Annotated in this window: 17 protein-coding genes and 1 tRNA gene; 7 read left to right on the top strand and 11 right to left on the bottom strand. The window is 65.0% G+C overall.

What is annotated here, in order from left to right; all coding sequences use genetic code 11:
- Positions 1-279 precede the first annotated feature (279 nt).
- From F604_RS0107450 to F604_RS0107425, 6 genes are all read right to left on the bottom strand, one after another.
- The gene (locus F604_RS0107450; RefSeq protein WP_019551103.1) at positions 280-837 is read right to left on the bottom strand and encodes a molybdenum cofactor guanylyltransferase; all 558 of its coding nucleotides are present in this window, start codon (positions 835-837) and stop codon (positions 280-282) included.
- Positions 838-840: 3 nt separating this feature from the next.
- Positions 841-1,752 (bottom strand): NAD(P)/FAD-dependent oxidoreductase, encoded by a 912-nt coding sequence (locus F604_RS0107445; protein ID WP_019551102.1) that lies wholly within the window; start codon positions 1,750-1,752, stop codon positions 841-843.
- A gap of 13 nt (positions 1,753-1,765) precedes the next feature.
- Positions 1,766-2,101: a hypothetical protein gene (locus F604_RS0107440; protein ID WP_019551101.1), complete on the bottom strand. Its 336-nt coding sequence runs from the start codon at positions 2,099-2,101 to the stop codon at positions 1,766-1,768.
- Positions 2,102-2,110: 9 nt separating this feature from the next.
- Complete coding sequence (gene miaB, locus F604_RS0107435) at positions 2,111-3,433, bottom strand: tRNA (N6-isopentenyl adenosine(37)-C2)-methylthiotransferase MiaB (protein WP_019551100.1); 1,323 nt, start codon at positions 3,431-3,433, stop codon at positions 2,111-2,113.
- A gap of 167 nt (positions 3,434-3,600) precedes the next feature.
- Positions 3,601-3,677: transfer RNA gene (locus tag F604_RS0107430), tRNA-Met, on the bottom strand.
- 158 nt (positions 3,678-3,835) lie between these two features.
- A complete protein-coding gene (locus tag F604_RS0107425; protein ID WP_019551099.1) occupies positions 3,836-4,948 on the bottom strand; it encodes an NAD(P)/FAD-dependent oxidoreductase in 1,113 nt (370 codons plus the stop codon).
- A gap of 61 nt (positions 4,949-5,009) precedes the next feature.
- Here F604_RS0107425 and icd point away from each other — a divergent pair, with 61 nt between their 5' ends.
- Positions 5,010-6,290: an NADP-dependent isocitrate dehydrogenase gene (icd, locus tag F604_RS0107420; protein ID WP_026329052.1), complete on the top strand. Its 1,281-nt coding sequence runs from the start codon at positions 5,010-5,012 to the stop codon at positions 6,288-6,290.
- On the opposite strand, the gene F604_RS0107415 is transcribed toward icd, so the two are convergent.
- Positions 6,287-8,074: an RNB domain-containing ribonuclease gene (locus tag F604_RS0107415; protein ID WP_019551097.1), complete on the bottom strand. Its 1,788-nt coding sequence runs from the start codon at positions 8,072-8,074 to the stop codon at positions 6,287-6,289. The two genes, icd and F604_RS0107415, sit on opposite strands and share 4 nt — an antisense overlap.
- 33 nt (positions 8,075-8,107) lie before the next feature.
- Here F604_RS0107415 and F604_RS0107410 point away from each other — a divergent pair, with 33 nt between their 5' ends.
- Both F604_RS0107410 and truD read left to right on the top strand, forming a co-directional pair.
- Positions 8,108-9,820, top strand: coding sequence for a M3 family oligoendopeptidase (locus F604_RS0107410; RefSeq protein WP_026329051.1), 1,713 nt, complete (start codon positions 8,108-8,110; stop codon positions 9,818-9,820).
- A 14-nt stretch (positions 9,821-9,834) separates the two neighbouring features.
- Positions 9,835-10,890: a tRNA pseudouridine(13) synthase TruD gene (gene truD / locus F604_RS0107405; protein WP_019551095.1), complete on the top strand. Its 1,056-nt coding sequence runs from the start codon at positions 9,835-9,837 to the stop codon at positions 10,888-10,890.
- Between the two features lie 25 nt (positions 10,891-10,915).
- Here truD and F604_RS0107400 read toward each other — a convergent pair whose 3' ends face one another.
- Genes F604_RS0107400 through F604_RS0107390 form a run of 3 tightly spaced genes read right to left on the bottom strand, consistent with a single transcriptional unit; the run spans position 10,916 to position 12,372 of the window.
- A complete protein-coding gene (locus tag F604_RS0107400) occupies positions 10,916-11,356 on the bottom strand; it encodes a hypothetical protein (RefSeq protein ID WP_019551094.1) in 441 nt (146 codons plus the stop codon).
- A gap of 21 nt (positions 11,357-11,377) precedes the next feature.
- Positions 11,378-11,743 carry an alpha/beta fold hydrolase gene (locus F604_RS0107395; RefSeq protein ID WP_019551093.1) on the bottom strand — a complete coding sequence of 122 codons (366 nt, stop codon included), beginning with the start codon at positions 11,741-11,743 and terminating at the stop codon, positions 11,378-11,380.
- Positions 11,740-12,372, bottom strand: coding sequence for an alpha/beta fold hydrolase (locus F604_RS0107390; protein WP_019551092.1), 633 nt, complete (start codon positions 12,370-12,372; stop codon positions 11,740-11,742). The genes F604_RS0107395 and F604_RS0107390 overlap by 4 nt, the downstream gene beginning before the upstream one ends.
- A 21-nt stretch (positions 12,373-12,393) precedes the next feature.
- Here F604_RS0107390 and F604_RS0107385 point away from each other — a divergent pair, with 21 nt between their 5' ends.
- A complete protein-coding gene (locus tag F604_RS0107385; protein ID WP_019551091.1) occupies positions 12,394-12,798 on the top strand; it encodes a PaaI family thioesterase in 405 nt (134 codons plus the stop codon).
- On the opposite strand, the gene F604_RS0107380 is transcribed toward F604_RS0107385, so the two are convergent.
- Positions 12,781-13,743, bottom strand: coding sequence for a dipeptidase (locus tag F604_RS0107380; protein WP_019551090.1), 963 nt, complete (start codon positions 13,741-13,743; stop codon positions 12,781-12,783). The genes F604_RS0107385 and F604_RS0107380 overlap by 18 nt on opposite strands.
- Before the next feature lie 14 nt (positions 13,744-13,757).
- On the opposite strand from F604_RS0107380, the gene uvrC reads away from it, so the two are divergent.
- From uvrC to F604_RS0107365, 3 genes are read left to right on the top strand one after another with little or no spacing between them, the layout of a single operon-like run.
- Positions 13,758-15,536: an excinuclease ABC subunit UvrC gene (uvrC, locus tag F604_RS0107375; protein WP_019551089.1), complete on the top strand. Its 1,779-nt coding sequence runs from the start codon at positions 13,758-13,760 to the stop codon at positions 15,534-15,536.
- Between the two features lie 12 nt (positions 15,537-15,548).
- Positions 15,549-17,327 (top strand): arginine--tRNA ligase, encoded by a 1,779-nt coding sequence (locus F604_RS0107370; RefSeq protein ID WP_019551088.1) that lies wholly within the window; start codon positions 15,549-15,551, stop codon positions 17,325-17,327.
- Between the two features lie 4 nt (positions 17,328-17,331).
- Entirely contained in the window at positions 17,332-18,381 is a 1,050-nt protein-coding gene (locus F604_RS0107365) for a S1C family serine protease (protein WP_019551087.1), read from the top strand.
- Positions 18,382-18,395 lie beyond the last annotated feature (14 nt).

Here is an 18,395-nt window from a genome sequence, read left to right as displayed (position 1 = left end):
GCTCCCCCACGTCCACCACAGGTGGGCACGGATTTGGTACAATGTTCTTGGGGGCAAAGTTCCCCGTGGACCTTGAAACTTGGAGTAGGGGGTTCCATCGGGTAGTCCGATGGGTAAAACTCCAAACGAACACCCGTGGCAGAGCCAGAAGCATTGCGCTCGCCTGCCGATACGGAGTCAAGGTCTTTCTGGGCCCGGACGGGGCCTTCGGGAGCAATCCCGCGTGCTTTCCCGCAGGGAAACACCCTGGGAAGCCCCGGACTTTAGTCCGGGGAGTCGTCACGGAAGCTCCTCCTTGCGGTTGGCGTTCAGGAAGACCTGGGCGCCGAAGCGCACCACCACCTCCTCCGCTGGGATATAGGTGGCCCCCAACACCTCCATCACCCGCCTCAGGAGGAAATCCCCTTCCCGGATCTGCAACTCCACCTGGGGAAGGCAGTCCTGGTGGTAGAAGGCCATGAGGGGCTCGAGGTGGCCTTCCGGGTTGTAGGCCACCACCACCGGGTAAGGGGAGGCCAGGGCGTGCTCATAAAGAAAGGCCCAGTATTCCGGCCTCAGAAAGGGCAGGTCCGTGGCCGCCACCGCCACCCAGGGGTAGCGGGCGTGAAAGAGGGCGGAGTGCAGGCCGGAAAGGCTATCCGCCCCCGGGAGCAGGTCGGGATACACGGGCACGCCAAAGCCAGGATAGGGCCTGTTGGTCACGATGAACCGCTCCCCCGCCTCCTTTAGGCTATCCAAAACCCACTGGATCAGGGGCTTTCCCCGATAGGGGTAAAGGGCCTTATCCTCCCCAAACCTGCGGGAAAGCCCCCCGGCGATCACCGCCCCCGAGTACACGGCCTACCATTCTAAGACCTCAAGAAGCCTTTCCCCCAGCCAGGGGGCGTAGAGAAAACCCGTGGAGCCAAAGCCCGTAAGGGCAAAGCCACCTTCCACGGGAAACAGGTAGGAAAGGTCCACACCCCCAGGCGGAAGAGAGGGGTCCAGCCGGAAGCGCACTCCCCGCCATGCGGAGGCCACCGAAGGGCGGTAGCCCAGAAGGTCTTCCGCACCCCTTAGAAGCCATTCCACCTCCCCTTCCGTGGGAGGGGGAGCCTCCGGATCAGAACGATGGGGGAGGTAGCTTCCCCCTAGGGCGCTTCCCGCCAGGTAGACCCGGTAGCTGATGGCCCGGGGGAAGTAATCCAGCAGGAGGAGGACCAGCCCCGGGATGTGCCGCCCCTCCAGGCCCAAAAGATGGGCTCCCTGCCCACCTCCTGCGTAGACCAACACCTCCCCCCTTATCCGCCCTCCTCCTTCCAGGAAGAGGTAGGGAGGCTCCCAGGCCAGAACCCGGGACCTGAGAACGCCAACCCCCTCCGAGAGCTTCTGCAAAAGGGGCCTGGGCTCCAGCCAGAAAGCTTCTTCCAGCAAGACACCCCCTTGGTCCCAGGTGTGCTTCAGCCCGCCAAGCCGAGAGGCCACCTTCTCCCTCTCCCCTTCCGGCACCGGGCGATAGACGCCCAGGTGCAGGGGCACGAAGCGGCTGTAAAAGCGAAGGGCCGCCTCGAGGGCCTCCTCTCCCTTTCTCGCCAGGGTAAAGCGCTTCCCCCGCAAAGGGTTCACCAGAGCCACAGGCACCCGGCTTGCCCCCCCCAGGCCCTGGGCCACCACCCGCACCCTCAGGCCCCTTTCCTTGAGAAGCCAGGCGGCGGTAAGCCCCGCCACCCCGGCTCCCAGGACTACCGCCTCGGCTTCCTCCACCTTCCTCATCCCCTGCGGGGGGTCAGAAGCGAAAGCCCTCCCCCTCCCTCCGGCACAAACCCCTGGCCGCCAGGCCCTCTAGGAGGCGTTCTGCTTCGTCCTGGGGGAGGAAAGCTCCAAGATCCTTCGGACTCAAGAACCCCCCCTTCCGCCAGGCTTCCCTCATGGCCAGGCGCTCCAAGGCTACCCGCGAAGGCCCCTTGGCCAAAAGCCTTCCCTGCCAGCGGAGTAGGCCCAGATACAGAAGATAGGCAAGAAAGGCTGCCAGGACAAGCCCCCAAAGGGCGAAGCGGGAGGCCGCATAAACGAGAAGGAAAAGGGCCAAGGCCCCGCTAAAGGGGAGGAAGCGCTGGCGCATGCCACCTCCTCAGGCCACGGGCAAGGGGATGGGCGCAGGCTCCCTGGCCCCCACCACCTCCCCAAAGAGCAGGTGCGGGGTGGCCTGCTTGATCTCCACCTGGTAGAGCCCCGGGGTGGGAGCCTGGTGGGCGGGAACCAGCACCGGATGGTTCCCGCGGTCGTGCCCCTGCACGTACCCTTCCTCCTTGGCCACCCCACGCACCAAAACCTCCACGGTCTTCCCCACCCACTCCAGGTTGCGGCGGTAGCTCCACTCCTTCTGCTTTTCAATGAGACGCTGGAGCCTTTCCACCTTCACCTCGCGGGGCAGGTCCTGGAAGTGCTTGTAGGCGGGGGTACCGGGCCGAGGAGAGTAGATGAACATGTAGGCCTGGTCGTAGCCCACCTCGTCGTAGAGGGAGAGGGTTTCTTGGAAGTCCTCCTCCGTCTCCCCGGGGAAGCCCACGATGATGTCCGTGGAAAGCACGGCATCCGGCAGAATCTCGCGGATCCTCCCGATTCTTTCCAGGTACTGCGCCCGCCGGTACTCCCGGGCCATGCGCCTAAGCACCCGGTCCGAGCCAGACTGCACCGGCAGGTGGATGTAACGGGTGATGGCAGGGGTTTCGGCAATGGCCTCGATGATGTCGTCGGTGAAGTTCACCGGGTGGCTGGTGAGGAAGCGCACCCTGGGGATGCCCATCTGCCCCACCATCCTCAGGAGTTCGGCGAAGGAGGGGAAGCCCGGCTGGTCCTTGCCGTAGGAATTCACGTTCTGCCCGAGGAGGGTCACCTCCACCACCCCGGCCTTCTTCAGGGTTTCGATCTCCTTCAGGATCAGGTCCGGGTGGCGGGAAACCTCAGGGCCCCGGGTGGTGGGGACGATGCAGTAGGTGCAGTGGTGGTTGCACCCCCGGATGATGGTCACGTGGGCGGAAAGCGCTCCCCTGGGAGGTGGGGGGATGTAGTCCAAAAGATCGTCCTTGAAGGTGAGGTCCCAGAAGCGCTGGTTACCCTTCAAGGCCTCGGGCAAGGAGGTGAGGGCCCCGGGGCCCAGGAGAACATCCACCCCAAACTTCCGGGCCATCTGCTGACCCTCGTCCAGCTGGGCCAGGCAGCCCATGAGCCCGATGAGGAGCCCTCGCCTATCCTTCTCCTTCCGAAGCTGGCCTAGAAGGGAGCGCACCTTCTCCACGGGCTTCCCGCGGACCGCACAGGTGTTCACCAGGACGAAGTCCGCCTCCTCCACCGAATCCACCAACTCCCAACCCAGGCTCACCAGCTCGCTGGCCACCAGGTGGGAGTCGTACTCGTTCATCTGGCATCCGAAGGTAATGATGTGGGCGCGCATAAACCTCCTGGGGCGGCCGGGGGGATCCCGGGCCCCGTGGTTTCCAGTGTAGCAACCTCGAGGCCCTCAAGGCCAACCTCGGTCCCTGGATTCCTCAGCCTCGAGCCCCCCAAAAGGCCACACCCCCCGGCCACGTTACCGGGGGGTTAAGCCTCGCATCCCGATGCTGGTGGCGGCGGTGGGACTCGAACCCACGACACCACGATTATGAGTCGTGTGCTCTGACCACCTGAGCTACGCCGCCATGGGCGCACCAGGCAATCCCCATCTTAGGGGAGGGCCCCCAAGCGGTCAAGGTTCAAAGCCGATGTGATCCATGAAGTCGGGGAGGATTTCTTCGGCGAAAAGGTCCAATCTTCCGTCCCGGTGGGCCCGTAGGCGACCTTGCAGGACACCCCCAGTCTACACGATCCCCTTCTCCTTCAGGAAACGCCCTTCCCGGAAGCGATCCAAGCGGAACGGGGTTATATCCAGGCTCCTCGCCTTCCCGTGGACCACTTCCTCCGCCATAAGCCTCCCCACCATGGCCGCCTGCTGGACCCCGTGGCCGGAAAAACCCGCCGCCACCAGAAGCCCCTCCTCCACAAAACCCAGGATGGGGTTGGCATCCGGGGTCATCTCGTAGTAGCCCCACCAGCTGGCCCTTCGGTCCAGGGCAAGCCCTTCCAGGAAGGGAAAGCGGGAAAGGCCCGCCTCGAGGGTCGGAGCCAGCCATCTCCAGTCCATACCCTCGGAGAAACCCGGGGGCTCATCCGGGTTGGACCGGCCCATGAGCACCCTCGCCCCCTCCGAACGCAGGTAGAAGCCCATGGCCAGGTCTATGGTGAGGGGAAAGGCATGGGGAAAGGGAGCGGGGGCCGTGGCGAAGACCATGCGGCGCACGGGCCGGATGGGAATCTCCAGGCCAAGCCTTTTCCCCACCTCCCCCGTCCAGGCTCCGGTGCAAAGGAGGAGAAAGGAAGCCGCCACCTCCCCCTTAGGGGTTTTGGCCCGCCAGACACCTTTTTCCCTACGAGCTGAGATCAAGGGTTCGGAAAAGCGCACCCTGGCCCCAAGCCGCCTGGCCTCCCTGAGGTAGTGGGCGGTAACCCCATGAGGGTCTATGACCCCATCCATGGGACCGAAGGTGGCGTAGGCCAGGCCCTCCTCCCGGAAGGGCACGTGGGATTGGGCCTTCTTTAGGGAAAGCTTCTCCACAGGCACCCCCAAAGCCCGCTGGGTAGCCAAGGCTTCCTCCTGGGCTTCCCTCATGGCCTCCGGCACCAGGAAGAGGTAGCCGATGGGCCGGTAGCTGGCCTCCGGAATCCTTTGGTACTCCAGGATGGAGTGGTAGGAAAGAAGGATGTTTAAGGGCTCGGAGAACTGCACCCGCACCCCGGCGGCGCTCTTTCCCGTGGAGCCCTGGGCAAAGGTGGCCTCCTTTTCCAGGACCACCACCTTTAGCCCGGCTTCGGCCAAACGGTAGGCGCAGGCCGCCCCCACGATCCCCGCCCCCACCACCAGGGCATCCGGCATGCTCCCAGTCTAGGACACCCTTCCCCCAAAGAGAGGGTATGCTATGGCCCGGAGGGTAGCCATGGGCTACAAACACATCCGTATCCCCGAGGAAGGCGAAAGGATCACCATCCAAAACGGGGTTCTCCAGGTCCCGGACCAGCCCATCATCGGCTTCATCGAAGGGGATGGGACGGGGCCGGACATCTGGAGAGCCGCCAGGCCCGTCTTAGATGCCGCCGTAGAAAAGGCCTACGGGGGAAAGCGCAAAATCGCCTGGGCGGAGATCTACGCCGGGGAAAAGGCTAACCAGGTTTATGGGGAGCCCGTCTGGCTTCCCGAGGAAACCCTGGAGTTCATCCGGGAGTACCTGGTGGCCATCAAAGGGCCCCTGACCACCCCGGTGGGCGGGGGCATCCGCTCCATCAACGTGGCCCTAAGGCAGGAGCTGGACCTTTACGCCTGCGTGCGCCCCGTGCGCTGGTTCAAAGGGGTACCCAGCCCGGTGAAGCACCCCGAGCTGGTCAACATGGTCATCTTCCGGGAGAACACCGAGGACATCTATGCCGGGATTGAGTGGCCTGCAGGCAGCGAGGAGGTGCAAAAGGTCCTGGACTTCCTCAAGCGGGAGTTCCCCAAGGCCTACGCCAAGATCCGCTTCCCGGAGACCTCGGGAATCGGGATCAAGCCCGTCTCCAAGGAGGGCACGGAGCGCCTGGTGGCCGCGGCCATTGACTACGCCCTCAAGGAGGACCTGCCCAGCGTCACCCTGGTGCACAAGGGCAACATCATGAAGTTCACGGAAGGAGCCTTCCGGGAATGGGGCTACGCCCTGGCCCGGGAGAAGTACGGGGCCACGCCCCTGGATGGTGGCCCCTGGCACGTGCTGAAAAACCCCCGCACCGGCCGGGAGATCGTCATCAAGGACATGATCGCCGACAACTTCCTGCAACAGATCCTCCTTCGCCCCGACGAGTACTCGGTGATCGCCACCTTGAACCTCAACGGGGACTACATCTCCGATGCCCTGGCCGCCCAGGTGGGTGGAATCGGCATTGCCCCAGGGGCCAACATCAACTACCAAACGGGGCATGCGGTCTTTGAGGCCACCCACGGAACCGCGCCCAAGTATGCGGGCCAGGACAAGGTGAACCCCTCCAGCGTCATCCTCTCGGGGGAGATGATGCTCCGCTACATGGGCTGGAACGAGGCAGCAGACCTCATCCTCCAGGCCATGGAGCGCACCATTGCCAAGGGGCTCGTTACCTACGACTTCCACCGCCTCCTCCAGGCAGAGGGTAAGCCCGCCACCCTCCTTAGGACCAGCGAGTTCGGCCGGGCCCTGATTGAGCACATGGATTAAAGGAGGGTGAAGCGGGCCTCGAGGCGAGGGAGGTCCGCCTCCAGAAAGCGGAGGCGGACCTCAGCATCCAGGGGTAGGGGTTTGCTGAGGGCCACCTGGGCAGTCAGGCCCAGCTCCGGCAGGAGGAAAATCCCCTGCCCTCCCCTTTTCTCCACCAGGATTCCCCTTCCCTCGTACCCCTTCTCCATCAGGTAGACCAGGATCCAGTGGAGCTTGCTCTTCCTCTCCGCCTCCCGCACCAAATCGGCCATGGACTCCGCCGCCCCCACCCTCTGCAAAACCTCCTCCTGGGAAAGGGGCTTTTCCCCTTTTAGCCAGGCCCTCAGTTGCTGGTGGGCCACCAGGTCCAGGTAGCGCCTTAAAGGGCTCGTCACCTGGGCGTAAAGGGGAAGGCCCAGGCCCCTGTGGGGAGCGGGCACGGCCTTGAGCTGGGCCCTCTTCAGGGCCTTGCGCTGTTCCCACATGGCGCTCAGGCCCTCCCCCTCCACCCGCCTACTGGGTGCCTCCTGGGTGGCGAAGGGGAAGGGCAGTCCCTCCCTGAGGGCCAGGTGGGCGGCGGCATAACCCGCGAGATGCATGGCCTCCTGGACCCAGATGCGGCTTTCGTAGGCCTCGAGGGGACGGATCCTTACCTCCTGGCCCTCCAAGCGCACCTTCACCTCGGGTAGGCGGAGGTCCAGCCCCCCTTGGGCCAGGCGCTTCCGCCGGAAGGCCAAGGCCAGGTCCCGCAAAGGGGCAAGCTCCTCCACCCCCAGGGCCTCCCGGTAGCTGAGCCTCCTCACCCTTACCCAGCTTGGGACAATCTCCTCCTCCAGGATCTCCCCTTCCCCGGAAACCTTGAGGCGAAAAGTCAGGGCCGGGGACACCTCCTTCAGGCCCAAGCCCAGAACCCAGGTGGCCTCCTGGGGCAGCATGGGTACCGTCCCCTCGGGCAGGTACAGGTTGGCCCCCCGGCGCATGGCCTCCTGGTCCAAGGGGCTAAAAGGCTCCACCAAGGCCGCCACATCCGCCACGTGCACCCAAAGCTGGAAACCCTCGGGTACCCTTTCGGCGTAGACGGCGTCGTCCGGGTCCTGGCTTTCCTCGTCGTCGATGGCGTAGGCGGGGAGGTGGGTCAGGTCCACCCGCTTTTCCTGGGGAAGGGCAGGTAGGCGAAGCTCAGGAGGAACGAGGATAAGCCCAAGCCGCCTGGGATGGGGGTTTTGCCGCTGCCACACCCCGAGGCGCAGGAGAAGGCCGTGGGCGGCCTCAGGAGTTTCGGGAAGGCCCAGGGCTCTGAGCACCCGGCTTTCCCTTCTTTCTCCCAGGGCCATGGCCTCCACCTCCTGGATTAAGGGGCGGTCCTCGGGGGCGGGCACCCCTTCTCTAAGCCGCCTTACCCCCTCCTGGAAGCGCCGCTCCTGTTCCTCCCGCTTTCTCCTGGCCTCGAGGAGGGCCTCCACTTCCTCCCGGGTGCGGGCCCGGACCCTTTCCCCCTCCAGGAGGAAGCGCTCCCCCCTTTGCGCCAGAAGATAGGCTCCGTAAGCGGTCTCGGGCGTGTACGACCCGTAGACCAGCTCGGCCAAGTCCTTGAGATCCACCACCTGGCCCTGAAGAAGCTCCCAGGCAGCCTCCTCCTCGCCCTCGGGCGGGTTCAACTCCAGGGAAGCGGGCCCGGGGTGAAGCCAGAGGACATCCTTGGGACGTACCCTTACCCGAGCCCCATCGGGCAGGGTGAGTTCCAGACGGTCCCCCTTTTCCACCGCCAAAGCAGGCCTACCCTTGTAGACCACCAACGCGGCCACGCCCCTAAGGATACACGGGGTATAGTGAGCGGCATGGAGTGGGACCTTTCCGACCTGTACCTTAGCCCTGAGGACCCAAACCTCGAAAGGGACTTGGCCGAGGCTCTGAACCTCGCCAGCAGCCTGGACCCCAAGGACCTCCTCCATCCCAGCCGGGCGGAAGGCCTTTTCCGGCGCTACGAGGAAGCCCTGGAGAAAGCCTATAAGCCCTTGAACTACGCTTCCCTTTACTTCGCCACCCGCACCCAGGACCCCGTGGCCAAGGCCCTTCTGGACCGGGTAAGGAACCGCTACACCGAGGTGCGAAACCGCCTGGTACCCCTCGAGGTGGCCCTGCGCAAGCTTCCCGAGGAGGCCTTCCAGGCCCTCCTGGAGCACCCCGGCCTTGCCGATCTCCGCCACTTCCTGCAAGGGCAGAGGGCCTTCGCCCCCCACACCCTTTCCGAGCGGGAGGAGGAGCTTCTAAACCTCAAGGGCCTGGTGGGAAGAAGCGCCTGGAGCCAGTTTTACACGGAATACACCGGCCGCTTCCGCTTCCGGGTGGGGGAAAGGGAGCTTACCGAGATGGAGGTGCGGGCCCTGAGGCGGGACCCCGACCCCAAGGTGCGGCGGGAAGCGCACCGGGAGCTATACGGGAAGCTCATGGCCGAAGCCCCCACCCTAAGCGCGGTGTTCAATGCGGTGTTCCTGGACTACCTCCAGGACCTTCGCCTACGGGGTTACCGCCATCCCCTGGAGCCCGTGGCCCTCCGGGACGAGGTGGAGGTAAAGGACATCGAGGCCCTCCTCGAGGCCACCCGGGCCCACTACCCCCTGGTGGAGGCCTACTACCGCTGGAAGGCCCGGCGCCTGGGCCAAGAGAAGGTGCCAAGCCAAGACCTCCTGGCCCCTTTGGGCAAGAAGCCCAAGATCCCCTTTGAGGAAGCCAAGGATCTGGTCCTCACCGCCTTCGGCAACTTCTCCCCGGTGGTGGAGAGAATCGCCCGGGAGTTCTTTGAGAAGCGCTGGATAGATGTGTACCCGAGGCCCGGGAAGCGGGGTGGGGCCTTCTGTTCTGGCGGGCTTCCCTCCACCCACCCCTACGTCCTCCTCAACCACACCGACGACCTGGACGCCGCCCACACCCTGGCCCACGAGCTTGGGCACGGGGTGCACTTCTACCTGGCCAGGAAGCAGCGCCTCCTGAACTTCGGGGCCTCCACCCCCCTGGCGGAAACCGCCAGCGTCTTTGCGGAGATCCTCCTGGACGACCTCCTCTTGGAAAGGCTTTCCCCGGAGGAACGCACCCTCCTCCTGGCCGAAAGGGTGGAGGACGCCATTAACACCCTCTTCCGCCAGGTCATGTACACCTTCTTTGAGCGAAGGAGCCTCGAGGCCCGCCGGGAAGCCGCCCTTTCCCCCGAGGCCTTCCACGGGATCTGGCAGGAGGAGCAGGGAAGGCTTTACGGGGATGCCGTGGAGTGGACGGAGCTGGACCAAGCGGCCTGGGCCGGCATTCCCCACTTCGTCCATTACCGCTTCTACACCTACAGCTACGCCCTCGGGTATCTGGTGGTGCTGGCCCTCTACGGCAAGTACCAGGAGGAGGGAAAGGCCTTCGTGCCCAAGTACCTGGGGATCCTCGAGGCGGGGGAAAGCCAAAGCCCCAAGGAGATCCTGGCCCAAGCCGGGGTGGACCTGGCCTCCGAGGCCTTCTTCCAGTACGGCTTCGGGGTCCTGGAGTCTTGGCTAAAGGCCCTTCTCTAAGGCAAAATAAAGGGATGGACCTGGTCTATCGCCCCGGGCGTTACCCTTACCTCACCCAGGACCTTCCCGGCGTGGGGGGGGTTATCCGCCTTCTCCCCCAGGATTTCCAGGTGGAGGAGGTGCCCGCCTACCTGCCCAGCGGGGAAGGGGAACACCTCTACTTCCTCCTGGAGAAGGAAGGCCTCACCACCCGCCAGGTGGTGGAGTTCCTGCGGGACGAGGTGGGGGTCCCGGAAAAGGAGATCGGGGTGGCGGGGCTGAAGGACAAGCGCGCTCAAACCCGCCAGTGGTTCTCCATCCCCCGCAAACACGAGGATGCCCTCTGCTTGCTGGAAAACCTTAAGGGAACCCGGCTTCTGGAAGCCAACCTGCACACCAACAAGCTGCGCACGGGCCACCTCAAGGGAAACCGCTTCCGCATTCTCATTCGCGGGGCCCACCACGTGGAACAGGCCCGGGCCATCCTGAAGACCCTCGAGGCCAAGGGCATTCCCAACTACTACGGCCCCCAGCGCTTTGGCCTCGGGGGGCAGAACCCGGTCAAGGGCTATGAGCTGGTGAAGAAGGGTAAGGGAAGGGGAAATCCCTGGCTTAAGCGTTTCCTGATTGGAAGCCTGCAAAGCCTTCTCTTCAACGACTGGGTGGCCCTAAGGATGGAAAGGGGGCTTTACGACCGGGTCATCCCCGGGGACTGGGCCAAGAAGCACGCCACCGGGGGGGAGTTTCTGGTGGAGCGAGAGGAGGAGGCGGAAAGGGCTTTAAAGCTCGAAATCAGCGCCACCGGGCCCCTCTTCGGCAAGAAGTACCCGGAGGCTCAGGGGGAGGCCAGGGCCCTGGAGGACAAGATCCTGGCCCGCTATGACCTGAAGCGGGAGGAGTTCCGCGCCCGCCGGGGGGCACGGAGGCCCATCCGCATCCCCCTTACGGAGTGGACCCTGGAGGAAACCCCAGAAGGGCTTTGGCTAACCTTCTTCCTGCCCAAGGGCAGCTACGCCACCAGCCTCCTAAGGGAGGTGATGAAGGTGGAGGTGGATGCCCCGGAAGAGGAAGAAGCCCTGGGGGAGGGCTAAACCCTCCCCCAGCCCTGGGTAGCCGTTAGAAGCGGTAGCCCACCTTCAGCTGCCCGGCAAACTTACCCCCGGCGAGGCCCAGGTCCCCGCCCAGGAAAAGGGGCGTCCCCAGGCTGGCCGCCAGGTCATACTCCGCATCGGCCCGGAAGTAGAGGGCGGTATTTGCAAACTGGAAGCCCGGAATGACCACGCCAAGCCCCACCCCGGCCTTTAGACCCTCGGCCACAGGGTAGAGGTAGCGGAAGAGGAAGGATCCGTTCCAGTTGCCGTTCACGTTATAGGCGAGGTCCAGGGCTGGCCGCACCTCCCCCACCGGGGGCTGGAAGAGCTGGCAGTTCCAGGAGGCCTCGAGGCCAAAGCCCTGGCTACCCCCCACCACCGCCAAGGAGGGCTTTAAGTTCTCCACGGAAAACTGCGCCAAGCCTAAGCCCAATACCACCGCCAAAACACCCAGAATCCTCCGCATACAACACCTCCCATGGGCATGTTAATCCATGTTCACGGCCCTTTTCAAGCCCTCATCTAAGGCATCTCCAGAAAACACCCGATACCCCCTATCCCTAAGCACCTCACCCACCGCCTCCCCTATTCCCCGGACCAGGATGGGGGGCGAGCCCAGGTTGAGCATGACCAAAAAGCCCACCACGTACTCGGCCAGCTCCTCCGGGGCCATGGAAGGCCCACCCGTGCGCCCGTAGCCGGGGAGGTCCAAAAGATAGAAGGTATACCCTTCCGGAAGATCCTCGGGCCAAGCCCTTGCCTCCTCCGCCAGGAGAACCACCCCAGGCCCCCTTCCCACCCGGTCAAAAACCAGGTTGAGCCCATAGAGGTGAAGGTACCCGGTTCGCCTCATAGGGCAAGGCCTCCGGGCAAGGGACGGAAAGCTTCCCCCAGGAGAAAATCCGCCACCAGGTCCACCACCTCCTCCCTAGCCTCCCAGGGCACCAGGTGACCCGCCTCCTCCAGGGTAAAGCGCAAGGCCTCCCCCTTGGCGAAGTCCGCCACCTCCCTGCCGTAAAAAGGCGGGGTAAAGGCATCCCAGGCCCCCTGGACCACCAGGATCCGGGCCTCCGTGCCCCTAAGCCAGCGGCGTTCATCGGAAAGCCCTTCCATAAGGGCCAGCCAGGCCTGCACCCCTTTCTCCGAAAGCCCTTCCCTCCAGACGGCGAAGATCTCCTCGCTTCCCGCCGCACGGGGGCCAAAGAAAAGAGCCCGGCCCACCCGGGCAAACCCCTCCATCCCTCCCACCTCCAAACCAAAGCGGAGGGCGGCCAGCTTGGCGGAAAGAAGGGCATCCCGCCGCAGGATGGGGGAAAGGAGCACCAGGCTTCTTGCCCCCTCCTGAAAGCCCACCTTCAAGGCAGCAAGGGCCCCTTCCGCAAAGGCGATCAGGTGAAGCCCCTCCTCCGAGGGGAGGTCCAGGAAAAACTCCAGCCCCGCCGGGGGGGAAAGAAGCCCAGGAAAAAGCCGTATCTCGCCCACGCCCCCTTTATACTCCAAGGCATGGAAGGAAAAACCATTCCCCAGCGGGAAACCCTGGATGCCACCTTGGGGGTGCGCTACCTGAAGCTGGAAAAGGAGGAGGTGGTAGCCGAGCTGGAGGTAACCCCCAGGGTGCACCAACCCTTCGGCTTCCTCCACGGCGGGGCCACCGTGGCCCTGGCGGAAAGCGTGGCCAGCGTGGGGGGATTCCTCAACTGCCCGCCAGGGCATGCCGCCTTCGGCCTGGAGATCAACTGCAACCACATCCGCAAGAAACAGGCGGGGACCCTCCGGGCCATAGGCCGGCCCCTCCACGTGGGGCGGAGCACCCAGGTGTGGGAGGTAAAGGTCTACGACGAGGAGGGAAAGCTGGTGGCGGCAAGCCGTTGCACCCTGGCGGTGGTGCCCCTAGAACCAAGAACGTAACCACCGAAGCCAGTTCCTCCCCAGGAAGTCCTCGTCCCCCAAGGCCCTGAGGTCCCGGTGGCGGTCCAGACCCAAAGGAACCGCCTCGAGGCCAAACCCCCCGTCCCAGTCCGTGCCCAGGCCCACCCTCTTGGGGCCCAGGAGGGCTTCCGCATGGACCTTGTGGCGGAGAAAAGCCTCCAGGGGAAGCCTGGGATCCCCCCGCTTCCAGCCCGGGTCCAAAAAGGCGTTAAAGGGCACCAGGCCCAAGACCCCTTCCCGCTTCCTTAGGGCCTCCATGAGCCGGTCGGAAAGGTGGCGGGGGGAGGGCACCAGGGCCCGGGCGTTGGCGTGGGTGGCGCACACCGGGCCCGAGAAGACCTCCAGGGCCTGGAAGGCGGCTTCCTCCGCTAGGTGGGAGAGATCCAGGGCCATTCCCAGGCCCTCCATTTCCCGCAAAAGGGCTTTTCCCAAGTCGGTCAGGGGAGCCTCCTCGGCGTTGCCCCCTGCGTAGGCATTCCGGGTGGCCCAGGTGAGGGAAAGCATCCTGAGGCCCCTTTGCCGCAACGGAGCCAACTCCTCAGGGGAGGCGAGGGCATGGGCGCCTTCCAGGAGGAGCACCAGGCCCAGGATCCGGTCCTCCCGGTGACGGGCGAGGTGCGCCTCCAGATCCCTTCCGTGGCGGAGGATCCTCACCCAGCCCTTGGCCTCCCAGGCCTCGTAGAGGGCTAGCTGGGCATACACCTCATCCTGCCAGTCGGCCTGCCCCCCTTCCCTGGGATCCACGAACAAGGTGGCGAAGGCCACCGCCACCCGGGCCTCCCTAAGGCTTTCCAGGGTCACCAAGGGGGTTTCGGGATGGGGGTCCACCTCCCTAAGGCGGTCCAGGGGTAGGGAGAGGTCCCGCTCCAGGATCCGGGCGTTGTAGGCCAAATCCAGGTGGGCGTCCACCATGACGGGCTCCATAGGGGAACTCTACAATGGGGATCGTGCGGCCTTCCGAGCTTCCTCCCCTTCCCGAGGCCCCCGGGGTTTACCTGTGGAAGCAAGGGGAAGAGGTCCTCTATGTGGGCAAGGCCAAAAGCCTGAGGGCCCGGGTGCGGAGCTACTTCCACGCCGAGGGCAAGGCCAGGCGCATCGCCGAGGAGGCCACAGGCCTGGACTTCATCGCCACCCGGGACGAGGTGGAGGCCCTTCTCCTCGAGGCCAACCTCATCAAGGCCCACCGCCCCCCCTACAACGTCCTCCTCAAGGACGACAAGCACTATCCTTTCCTCAAGCTCACCAAGGAGCCCTTCCCTACCCTTTTGGTGGTGCGGCGGGTGGAGGAGGACGGGGCCAAGTACTACGGGCCCTTCCCCGAGGCGGGGGCCCTCCGCCGCATCAAGACCCTGATTGACCGCATCTTCCCCTTGCGCAAGAACTCGGGCTACCCCATGAAAAGGCGCCGCCACCCCTGCCTCAACTACAGCATGGGCCGCTGCCTGGCCCCGTGCGTGGGCCTTGCCGACCCCAAGGCCTACCAGGAGGTGGTGCGGCAGGTGGAGGCGGTGCTGGAGGGAAAGGTGGATGGGCTCCTAAGGGAGCTGGAAGCCAAGATGCGGGAAGCCGCACAGAGGTTAGAGTTTGAGCGGGCAGCGGAAATCCGGGATCAAATGGAGGCCCTAAGGGCCTTCTTCTCCACCGCCCAGCAAGCCTTTGACCCGGAGATGGGGGACCTGGACTTCCTGGGCTTGGCCCAGGCAGGGCCTTTGGCAGTGGTGCAACTGTACCAGGTGCGCTCAGGACGGATCCTGGGACGCATCAACCGGGTGGTGGAAAAGGAGGAAGCGAGCCCTGAGGAAATCCTCTGGGCCTTCCTGCGGGACTACTACCTGGAGGCTTCCCCCCTACCCCCCCTGATCCTGCTGCCCTTCCCCCTGGAGGACCTGGAAAGCCTAGCAGCCCTGCTTCACCGCCGCGCCGGGCGGAGGGTGGAGCTAAGGGTGCCCAAAAAGGGGGAGAAGGTAAGGCTTCTCGAGCTGGCGGAGAAGAACGCCCGCCTGGCCCTGGAAACCGAGCTCAAGCAACTGGAAAGGCGGGGGGACCACCCCGCCCTAAAGGCCCTCCAGGAGATCCTGGGGCTATCCCAAAGGCCCTATCGCCTCGAGGGGTACGACGTAAGCCACCTCCAGGGGGAGGCCCGGGTCTTTTCCATGGCCGTCCTGGAGGGGGGTAGGCCCAAGAGGGCGGAGTACCGCAGGATGCGCCTGGGGTCGGGAAACGACGACTACGCCGCCATGGAGGAAGGGGTATACCGGCGCTTCACGGGAAGCCTCAAGGATCTTCCCCTCCCCGACCTCCTCCTTATTGACGGGGGCTTAGGCCAGGTGCGGGCAGCAGCCCGGGCTTTGGAAAGGGCCGGCCTGAGCCTTCCCCTGGTGGGTTTGGCCAAGAAGGAGGAGGTCCTCATCACCCAAGAGGGCCGGGAGATCCGCCTGCCCCTAACCCACCCGGCCCTCCAGCTCCTCATCCACCTTCGGGACGAGGCCCACCAAAACGGGCTCCGCTACCACCAAAAGCGAAGGAGCCAGGAACTTTTCCAGGTGCTAAAGGGCATCCCCGGCATCGGGGAGGCGAGAAGGCGCCTTCTTTTGGAGCGCTACGGGGGGATTAAGGCCTTAAAGGAAGCACCTTTGGAAGAGCTTGCCCGCCTGCCGGGCATGAACCGCAAGGCGGCGGAGGCCCTGAAGGCCGCTTTGGAAGGGGCCCTGGGGTAAGATAACCCCCTGATGGTGCGCCGCGCCCTGGAAGAAGCCATTCGCCACGCCTTGAAGGAAATGGGCCTGGACCTCCGCCTGAAGGTGGCCAAGGCCCCCAAGGACAAGCCCGGGGACTACGGGGTTCCCCTCTTCGCCTTGGCCAAGGAGCTAAGGAAACCCCCCCAGGCCATCGCCGAGGAGCTCAAGGCCCGCCTGGCCCTTCCCCCTTTCGTGGAGGAAGTCATCCCCGTGGGGGGGTACTTGAACTTTCGCATCCGCACGAAGGATCTCCTCAAGGAGGCCCTGAGGCCCAAGGAGCCTTTTCCCAAGAGGGAAGGCCTGGTGCTCATCGAGCACACCTCGGTGAACCCCAACAAGGAGCTCCACGTGGGCCACCTGCGGAATATCGCCCTCGGGGACAGCCTGGCCCGCATCCTGGACTATGCGGGGCGAAGGGTCCTGGTCCTGAACTACATTGACGACACAGGCCGCCAGGCGGCGGAAACCCTTTTCGCCCTAAGGCACTACGGCCTCACCTGGGACGGGAAGGAGAAGTACGACCACTTCGCCGGCAATGCCTACGTGCGCCTTCATCAGGATCCCGAGTACCCCAACCTGCAGGGGGGCATAGAGGAAATCCTTCACGCCCTGGAGCGGGGGGAACTCAGGGAAGACGTCAACCGCATCCTCCTGGCCCAGATGGCCACCATGAAGGCCCTGAACGCTCATTACGACCTTCTGGTCTGGGAATCCGACATCGTTCGGGCGGGGCTTCTGGAAAAAGCCCTGAGGATCCTGGAGCAGAGTCCCCACGTCTTCCGCCCCACGGAGGGCAAGTACGCGGGGGCCTTGGTCATGGACGCAAGCCCCTTCATCCCCGGGCTGGAAGACCCCTACTTCGTCCTGGTGCGCTCCGGGGGAGCCGCCACCTACTACGCCAAGGACATCGCCTTCCAGTTCTGGAAGATGGGCCTTTTGGAGGGGTTGTACTTCCAGCCCTACGAGAACCCCTACTACCCGGCCCTGAGAACCAGCGCCCCCCAGGGGGAACCCTACACCCCCAGGGCCCGGGAAACCATCAACGTCATCGACGTGCGCCAAAGCCACCCCCAGGCCCTGGTGCGGGCGGCTCTGGCCCTGGCGGGGCACCCTGAGCTGGCGGAGGGCGCCTTCCACCTGGCCTATGAAACCGTACTGCTGGAAGGTAAGCAGATGTCCGGGCGCAAGGGCCTGGCGGTGAGCGTGGATGAGGTCCTGGAGGAAGCGGAAAGGCGGGCCCTTGCCGTGATAGAGGAGAAAAACCCCGACCACCCCGCCAAGGAGGAGGCGGCCAGGATGGTAGCCCTGGGGGCCATCCGCTTTGCCATGGTGAAGACCGAGCCCAGGAAACAGATCGATTTCCGCTACGCCGAGGCCCTTTCCTTTGAAGGGGATACGGGCCCCTACGTCCAGTACGCCCACGCCCGGGCCCACAGCATCCTGCGCAAGGCCAGGGAATGGGGGGAGATAGACCTTGCCCAGGCCACCCCGTACGAGCGGGAACTGGCCTTAGCCCTCCTGGACTTTGAGGAGGCGGTGCTGGAAGCTGCCGAGGAGAAAACCCCCCATGTCCTAGCCCAGTACCTGCTGGACCTTTCCGCCAGCTTTAACGCCTACTACAACGCCAAGGAGGACGGGAGGCCCGCCACCCCGGTGCTCACGGCACCCCCGGGCCTGAGGGAACTCCGCCTTGGCCTGGTGAGGAGCCTGCAAGAAACCCTGAAGACGGGGCTTTCCCTCCTGGGTATCCCCGCCCCTGAGGTAATGTAAGGGCATGCGCCTCGTCCTCGCTGCCCTCCTCCTTTCCCTCTTGGCCCTGGGCCAGCGCCTGGTCTCCCCCGAGGAGGTGGCCCGAAGCCAGGTGATCCAAAGGGCCCTGCCCGCAGTGGTCCGGGTCCAGGGCTCCCCAACCGCCCCTGGGGAGAACCAGGTGGTGGGCACGGGGTTCTTCGTGAGTCCCTTCCGGGTGGTCACCAACTACCACGTGGTCCAGGACTTGGCCGACCTCACTGTGCGCCTGGCGGACGGGCGCACCTTTCCTGCGGAGCGCTTCGCCGTGGACCCCGGGATCGATATCGCCCTTCTCACGGTACGCGGCCTCCAGGCTCCTCGGGTGCTGGCCTTCAGCAAGACCCCCAGCACCAGCCTTCCCCTGGGCATGGGGGTGGTGCTGGTGGGGTTTCCCTTCGGCCAGGGGCCCCTGGCCTCCTACGGGATTCTCTCCGGCATAGGCCCCCTCGAGGTTCCCTCCCCCGACCCCAGCGTGGGAGCCGAGGTGGGGGAATACCTCTTCACCGACGCACCCCTCACCGTGGGCAACTCGGGAAGCCCCCTTCTGAACCTGCAAGGGGAGGTGGTGGGGGTGGTGGCGGACGTGGTGGGAGGACCCTCGGGGGTGGGAGGAATCGGGGTGGCCATCCCGGCGGATCTCGTGGCCCAAAGCGTCCAGGACCTGGAGCGGTTCGGCATCCCCCAGCGGGGCTGGCTGGGGGCCAGCCTGATTAGCCTGGACGAACTTCCGCCGGTGCTCCTCAGGGCGGTGGGCCTCACCACCACCCAGGGGGCCATGGTGGACCGGGTGGACCCGGGAAGCCCCGCAGCCCGGGCCGGCCTAAGGGGAGCCCAGCGGGATGCCCAGGGGAGGCTTTTGGCCCTTGGGGATGTGATTCTGGCGGTGAACGGCAAAGCGGTCAAGGACAAGGCGGAGGTGGTCCGCCTCATCGCCCGCTACCGCCCTGGGGACCGGGTGCGGCTAATGCTTTGGCGGGAAGGACGGAGGCTCGAGGTCACCTTGACCATGGTGGCCCGGCCTATCAGGCGTTAGGCTACCTTCCGGAG

Source organism: Thermus scotoductus DSM 8553, from assembly GCF_000381045.1.
In the GTDB taxonomy this organism is placed as follows: domain Bacteria; phylum Deinococcota; class Deinococci; order Deinococcales; family Thermaceae; genus Thermus; species Thermus scotoductus.
Note: the sequence above shows the minus strand (reverse complement) of the source record. Positions and strands in the feature narration are given on the sequence as shown.

Excerpts from the sequence above, each read along its gene's own strand:
- F604_RS0107445 (WP_019551102.1), bottom strand. The coding sequence starts at position 1,752 with ATGAGGAAGGTGGAGGAAGCCGAGGCGGTAGTCCTGGGAGCCGGGGTG.
- F604_RS0107440 (WP_019551101.1), bottom strand. The coding sequence starts at position 2,101 with ATGCGCCAGCGCTTCCTCCCCTTTAGCGGGGCCTTGGCCCTTTTCCTT.
- miaB (WP_019551100.1), bottom strand. The coding sequence starts at position 3,433 with ATGCGCGCCCACATCATTACCTTCGGATGCCAGATGAACGAGTACGAC.
- F604_RS0107425 (WP_019551099.1), bottom strand. The coding sequence starts at position 4,948 with ATGCCGGATGCCCTGGTGGTGGGGGCGGGGATCGTGGGGGCGGCCTGC.
- icd (WP_026329052.1), top strand. The coding sequence starts at position 5,010 with ATGGGCTACAAACACATCCGTATCCCCGAGGAAGGCGAAAGGATCACC.
- F604_RS0107410 (WP_026329051.1), top strand. The coding sequence starts at position 8,108 with ATGGAGTGGGACCTTTCCGACCTGTACCTTAGCCCTGAGGACCCAAAC.
- truD (WP_019551095.1), top strand. The coding sequence starts at position 9,835 with ATGGACCTGGTCTATCGCCCCGGGCGTTACCCTTACCTCACCCAGGAC.
- F604_RS0107400 (WP_019551094.1), bottom strand. The coding sequence starts at position 11,356 with ATGCGGAGGATTCTGGGTGTTTTGGCGGTGGTATTGGGCTTAGGCTTG.
- F604_RS0107395 (WP_019551093.1), bottom strand. The coding sequence starts at position 11,743 with ATGAGGCGAACCGGGTACCTTCACCTCTATGGGCTCAACCTGGTTTTT.
- F604_RS0107385 (WP_019551091.1), top strand. The coding sequence starts at position 12,394 with ATGGAAGGAAAAACCATTCCCCAGCGGGAAACCCTGGATGCCACCTTG.
- F604_RS0107380 (WP_019551090.1), bottom strand. The coding sequence starts at position 13,743 with ATGGAGCCCGTCATGGTGGACGCCCACCTGGATTTGGCCTACAACGCC.
- uvrC (WP_019551089.1), top strand. The coding sequence starts at position 13,758 with ATGGGGATCGTGCGGCCTTCCGAGCTTCCTCCCCTTCCCGAGGCCCCC.
- F604_RS0107370 (WP_019551088.1), top strand. The coding sequence starts at position 15,549 with ATGGTGCGCCGCGCCCTGGAAGAAGCCATTCGCCACGCCTTGAAGGAA.
- F604_RS0107365 (WP_019551087.1), top strand. The coding sequence starts at position 17,332 with ATGCGCCTCGTCCTCGCTGCCCTCCTCCTTTCCCTCTTGGCCCTGGGC.